4 protein-coding genes are annotated in these 6,583 nt (G+C 43.3%); 1 reads left to right on the top strand and 3 read right to left on the bottom strand.

The genetic code is table 11. The annotated features are described in order from the left end of the window. Positions 1–84: 84 nt before the first annotated feature. From ACTUJY_RS20180 to sppA, 3 genes are all read right to left on the bottom strand, one after another. On the bottom strand, positions 85–1,155 hold the full coding sequence (locus ACTUJY_RS20180) for a PA0069 family radical SAM protein (protein WP_463617943.1): 1,071 nt from the start codon (positions 1,153–1,155) through the stop codon (positions 85–87). Positions 1,156–1,244: 89 nt separating this feature from the next. Then, the gene (gene ansA / locus ACTUJY_RS20175; RefSeq protein ID WP_463617942.1) at positions 1,245–2,258 is read right to left on the bottom strand and encodes an asparaginase; all 1,014 of its coding nucleotides are present in this window, start codon (positions 2,256–2,258) and stop codon (positions 1,245–1,247) included. Positions 2,259–2,337: 79 nt separating this feature from the next. Continuing rightward, complete coding sequence (gene sppA, locus ACTUJY_RS20170) at positions 2,338–4,200, bottom strand: signal peptide peptidase SppA (protein WP_463617941.1); 1,863 nt, start codon at positions 4,198–4,200, stop codon at positions 2,338–2,340. 327 nt (positions 4,201–4,527) lie between these two features. Here sppA and ACTUJY_RS20165 point away from each other — a divergent pair, with 327 nt between their 5' ends. Beyond that, on the top strand, positions 4,528–6,561 hold the full coding sequence (locus tag ACTUJY_RS20165; RefSeq protein ID WP_463617944.1) for an oxidoreductase: 2,034 nt from the start codon (positions 4,528–4,530) through the stop codon (positions 6,559–6,561). Positions 6,562–6,583: the final 22 nt, after the last annotated feature.

Here is a 6,583-nt window from a genome sequence, read left to right as displayed (position 1 = left end):
GACAATGCCAGTTCAAAACTGGAACCTGACATTGTCACAACTGGCCATCCACTTTGAAGGTCGATTAGATGGTGAACTAGAACTTTAATTTTTAGGCTGACACAGAATTCTGAACGCCCTCCCTTGCTTTTTGCACGCTAATTGAAATCGGGACTTGAAAAGTTGCGCAAAAATACCAGAGCCGCTCATACGTACGCCAAACTCGTTGTTGTTTAATTTGCCATCACGCAAATTTTCGAGATAACTTAAAATACGTTTTTTCTTAAAAGGAAAATGCTGTTCTAACCATTCGATAAATATTGTTTTTAACTCATTGGGTAGGCGTAAAATAATATAGCTGGCATGTTGCACACCAGTTTTTGCGACTGCATTGACTATTGATTCAATCTCGCTGTCATTTAACCCGGGAATCACTGGCGCAATTAAAGCGTGTGTTGGAATATTGTTATCAGTTAATGTACGCATCACATTTAATCTTGCTTTTGCGGTTGCTGCTCTGGGCTCCATCAACGTTTTTAAACGATTATCCAAACTTGTGATGCTAACGCTTACAGAAATGAGTCGGCTTTTATTCATTTCTTGTAATAGATCCATATCCCGTAAAATCAACGTGCTTTTGGTGAGTAAAGATACAGGGTGCTTGTACTCAAGCAAAGTTTCCAAAAGTGAGCGTGTTATTTTCAGCTTTTCTTCTAATGGTTGATAAGCGTCTGTATTAACACCTATTGCTATAGGTCGACACTGGTATTTTGGGTGTTCCAACTGTTTTTTTAAAAGTTCGACAGCATTTAATTTGTAAATCAACTTTGTTTCAAAATCGATACCTGGAGAGTAATCCCAGTAAGCATGTGAAGGCCGTGCAAAACAATAAATGCAGCCGTGTTCGCAGCCTCGATATGGGTTAATACTGCGATCGAAAGGGATATCCGGAGATCGGTTGTAGCTGATTATGGACTTACTGTATTCAGGTATCCATTCAGTTTTTGGCGGATCAACCCGTGGTTGTAGTGTAATAACTCGCTGCTGCTGGAAGCGGTGAGGAGTATTTGACGCAGTACCTCGACCTTTTATGTTTGTCTGAAAATTTGATTTGGCCAACAGCTCGACAGCATCAAAGGTGCCAGTCGATTCAGAAGTCGTTGCAATCGTTTTCATTAGCCTTGCTCCAGTTTGGTTAAACAAGGCAGGGGCTGAGTTACTATAGTTTACAAGTACTATTTATGCAAGTAGTGTTTGTGTTTGGCTTACTGAGTCAGTTCTCCTCGTAAGTTTTGTTGCATTTGAATTTTAATTTGATCGAGCGGTAACCCTAAACTGAATAAGTAATAAAGCTTAGTCAGTGCAGCTTCCGTAGTCATATCGTAACCGCTGATAATGCCACATCGGCTGAGCCGACTTCCGGTTTCATATCCACTCATATCCACAGAGCCACGATAACACTGAGTGATATTGATGATAATAACGCCTCGCTTCGAAGCTCGTTCCAATACATCGAGAAACGCCTTGTCATTCGAGGGCGCGTTACCCATACCATAAGTTTGTAAAATCAGGCCTTTAATCGGATCAATTAAAAGGTTATCGAGCATTTGCGCAGACATTCCCGGAAAGATACTGATCACGGCGATCTCCGGTGGCTCGATTTTCTGTACTTTAAACGGACGGGTATTGGCTTTTATTAGCAACTCTTCGTTTATTTCGATGGTAGTGCCTATTTGAGCCAAAGGAGGGAAGTTTGGAGAGCCGAAGGCATGAAAATTATTCGCATCAATTTTTTGAGCGCGATTGCCCCTGTAAAGCCGATCATGGAAATACAAACAGACTTCTGGAATGTTGTAATTCGCAGCAAGGATTACCGAAGTGATCAAGTTGTCGCGACCGTCACTTCGAATCTCTCCAAAAGGAATTTGAGAGCCTGTAACAATCACTGGTTTGTCGAGGTCTTCCAACATAAACGAGAGTGCCGAAGCTGTATAAGCCATGGTATCGGTACCGTGTAAAATTACGAAGCCATCGAACTCGTCGTAATGTGAACGAATATCTTCAGCAATGGTAAACCATTCGTGCGGTGTGATATTGGACGAGTCGATTAATTGCGGATATTCATGAATTTCAAATCGAGGCATCTCTTCGCGATTCAGATCCGCCAGTTGTGTTAGCTCCTGTGTCAGGTATCCAGCTTTAGGGGCAAAACCCTGATCGGTGCGTTTCATTCCGATGGTTCCACCGGTGTAAGCGATATAGACGGAGCGTTTAGTCATAACTTACCTGTAAATGTTATAGCAATAAAAAAGGCGAAACATGTTCGCCTTTTTGTTCGATTTTGACAACCGTTAACTATCAGTTGATCACACAATTACAATGCACATAGGCGTGATTCGGATCATTAAACTGCTGAACTTTCTCCAGTTCCGCTTTGATGGTCATCATCATTTGTTCAGCCGGAATGGCAGACTTAGGTTGAGCCCAATCTTCAACTTGTGCATCTGATCCAAACAGCTGTTGCATTAATTGCTCATGCTTCGATAGCTCGCGCTTCACCCACCAGACATCGTATTTATTCTCTTCTAAACCAGCCAGTTTTGCAGCCGATTTTATGGCGTCTTTATAGGAGCCCAGCTGATCGACCAACCCTAACTCTTTTGCTTTCTTACCAGACCAAACACGGCCTTGTGCAATGGCATCGACTTGCTCGGTTGTCATTTCACGACCTTCAGCCACTAAGTTAAGAAAACGCCGGTAGCCGTTCTCGATATTGGCTTGAATTATGTCTTTAACAGGTTGAGTTAAGCCACGACCCGCATCAAACGAACCAGCAAGCTCGGTGGTACCTACACCATCGCGATGCACACCCGCCCAGTCGAGTGTTCTCTCAAACGTTGGAATAAATCCAAAAATACCAATTGAGCCAGTAATGGTCGTAGGACGCGCCCAAATTTCGTCAGCATTGGCTGAAATCCAATACCCACCAGAAGCGGCGTAAGTGCCCATTGAGACAACGATAGTCAAACCTTGGGATTTAGCTTTTACTAACTCTTCACGAATCACTTCCGATGCAAAAGCACTTCCCCCGGGAGAGTCGACTCGCAAAACAATTGCTGCGGTATTTTCGTTCGTTCGAGCGCGACGAATGTTATAGGCCAGCGTATCTCCCCCTATGATGCCTTCTTTTTTGTTGCCATCAACAATGGCACCTTTGGCAACAATAACCGCAACTTTTTTGCTTTTAGGGTTCACAAAATCGACGGGTGGTTTAACGGCTTTTAAGTAATCTTTATGGTGGATTTGCTTAAATGAGCTTTTCTTTTCGTTTTCACCTACACGCTCGATCATCATGTCTCGAAACTCTGTGCGTGACTTTAAGCCATCAACCAGTTGATGTTCCAACGCTAGCTTGGCAAAGTCGCCGCCTATAGACTCGACCGCCTCTGCCAAGTTATTAATGCGCGCATCAATTTCAGTTGCATCAATTCCTCGCATGGCAGCAATATCATTTTTATAAGACGTCCAAAGGTCGCCTAAAAAAGCGCGGTTTGCTTCTTTCGCGTATTCCGACATGTCGTTACGTAAATAAGGCTCGATGGCACTTTTGTATTTGCCAACTTTGAATACGTGAGGAGTGACTTTTAAGTTCTCCAGTAATTGAGCGAAATAGGTGCGTACTCGACTATAGCCTTCCAGCAGTACACCGCCATGTGGGTGTACATAAACTTCATCTGCCTGAGCAGCGATGTAATATTGAGCTTGAGAGTAAAAGTCACCCATCGCGACCACTTTTTTGCCGCTTTCTTTAAAGTCTGCAATGCCATCGCGAAGCATTTCCATCATTGCCGGCCCAATGCTCATAATGCCCTGTGGGTAGAGCGTTATTGTTGTGATTCGATCGTCTTCTTTGGCGTTACGGAGCACTTCGAGTAAATCGTAAATGCTTTCTTCAGGAGGCTCACCATTATCCATTGCATCGTCTAATGCGGCTTTGAAAGGGTCAACGTATTTAGGCTGTTCAGTGATGACGCCTTTAGGGGCGAATACCAGAGCAGCGCCCTCAGGCACTTTGATTTTCTCGCCGCCGGAAAATATCGAAATTAAAAAAATAATACTAAGAAACAGTGCAAATGCGCCAAAAATTACCTTGCGATTGATATCGAAAACACGCCAGATATAGTAGAACACGCGCCCAACTGTGCCGGATGGTTTTTCCACGTTAACTCCCTAAATTAGTTGTAAAACAATAGGTTAAGCTTAAATTTTAATAAAGTACTTTAAATCAAAGAGTACATTTAATTTAAATTGCTTTTTACGACAGGTTGTAAGTACTCATATTGTTGTATTTCTTACGATTTCTGTCACCTAGCAAATGTAATTAAATGTAAGATTCAATAACGAAGAACATACGATAAAGTGCAAAAAGAGTTAAATTAAACACGATGCGCAGGGAAATAATGTCTGTTGTTTTTTTCTGGATTTTCAAGCACATCGCTGATAAGGTTATTGTCTTAAGTGGTATGACCAGAGGTGAGCAAACGTTTTATGGAGCACAATGCTTTTTATCCCAATTTATTAAAACCCCTCGACTTGGGCTTTACCCAATTGAAAAATCGAGTGCTTATGGGCTCAATGCATACTGGCCTTGAAGAAGAAAAAGGTGGCTTTGAAAAAATGGCCGCTTATTTTGCGGCCAGAGCTCGGGGAGGCGTCGGGTTAATGGTAACGGGTGGGATATCTCCCAATTTTAGAGGTCGACTGGCACCAGGTTCTTCCCAGTTGTCCAATCGTCTTCAAGTTAAAAAGCATAAGATAATCACCGATGCGGTCCACGCCGAAGGCGGAAAAATTGCGTTGCAAATTTTACACGGTGGCCGTTATTCATATCACCCGTTCAACTGTGCCCCTAGTGCGATTAAAGCGCCAATAAATCCTTTTAAACCAAAAGCCCTTTCTGCTCGTGGTGTTAAAACGACCATCAAACATTACTCTCGTTGTGCAAAGCTGGCACAAAGCGCTGGTTATGACGGTGTTGAGGTTATGGGTTCGGAAGGTTATTTGATCAATCAATTTATTTGTAAACGAACCAATAAAAGAACAGACGAGTGGGGCGGAAGTTACCAAAATCGCATTCGTTTTCCGGTGGAAATTGTTCGCCAAATGCGACAAGCTGTCGGCGAAAATTTTATCATTATTTACCGACTTTCGATGTTGGACTTGGTGGATAAAGGCTCGAGTTGGGAAGAAATTGTCGAGCTGGGTAAAGCAATAGAAGCCGCAGGTGCAACCATAATTAATACAGGAATTGGTTGGCATGAGGCTCGTATTCCAACGATTGCGACTTCGGTACCAAGAGGTGCATTTACTTGGGTAACACGCCGTTTAAAAAATGAAGTTTCCATTCCATTGGTCACCACAAACCGAATCAATACGCCGGATGTAGCAGAGGGTATTTTACTGCAAGGCGATGCGGATATGATTTCAATGGCAAGACCATTTCTTGCCGATCCGGACTTCGTCAATAAAGCCGCTGAAGGTAAGGCGGAAGATATCAACATTTGTATTGGCTGTAATCAGGCGTGTTTGGATCATGTTTTCCAGCAAAAGCGTGCAACTTGCTTAGTGAATCCTCGTGCTTGCTATGAAACGGAGCTGGTTGCAAAACCTTTAGAACGGAAGAAAAGGCTGGCCGTTGTCGGCGCTGGCCCTTCGGGAATGGCATTTGCTTTGGAAGCTTCCCAACGAGGCCACCAAGTCACATTGTTTGAGAAAAGCGATAAGCTGGGCGGGCAATTTAATGTGGCTAACCAGATCCCGGGGAAAGAAGAATTCAACAGTATGCTCGCGTACTACACTCGACAAATCGAAAAGTCGGCGATCGAAGTTAAACTAAATACTCAAGCAACAGAAGAAATGCTGGATACCGAAACGTTTGATGAAGTCATTCTGGCATCCGGTGTGCTTCCTCGTACACCACCTATTGAAGGTATCGATCACCCGAAAGTTTTATCTTATCTCGACGTTTTGAGACACAAAAAGCCAGTTGGCCACAATGTGGCCATTATTGGCGCAGGGGGCATTGGCTTTGACGTGGCGGAATACCTGACACATTCTGGACAATCGACTACCTTACGTCCAGATAGTTGGTTAAAAGAATGGGGCGTTGATAAAACATTTACGCATCCAGGTGGACTATTAAAGGAACCGGAAATTGAACCATCACCTCGTAATGTCATTATGCTTCAGCGCAAAACCAGCAAAATGGGTAAAGGGTTAGGTAAAACCACAGGGTGGATCCACCGAACCACATTGAAAAACAAAAATGTGCAAATGTTGGTGGGCGTTGAATATCGAAAGATTGATGATCAGGGCCTTCACATTACTGTTGATGGTGAAGAACAAATTATTGACGTTGATCATGTTATTCTTTGTGCTGGTCAGGACCCATTGCGAGAGTTGCAGGAGCCGTTAAAAGCCAAGGGGCTTCCAGTACACTTGATAGGTGGAGCAGACGTTGCTGCAGAACTGGATGCGAAACGAGCCATTCGTCAAGGTACAGAATTAGCACTTAACATTTAAATTTTAAACTGTGTTGAACATC

The organism is Pleionea sp. WD8-19 (genome assembly GCF_055326765.1).
The sequence above is the reverse complement of the archived record's forward strand: the minus strand, read 5'-3'. Positions and strand labels throughout refer to the sequence as shown.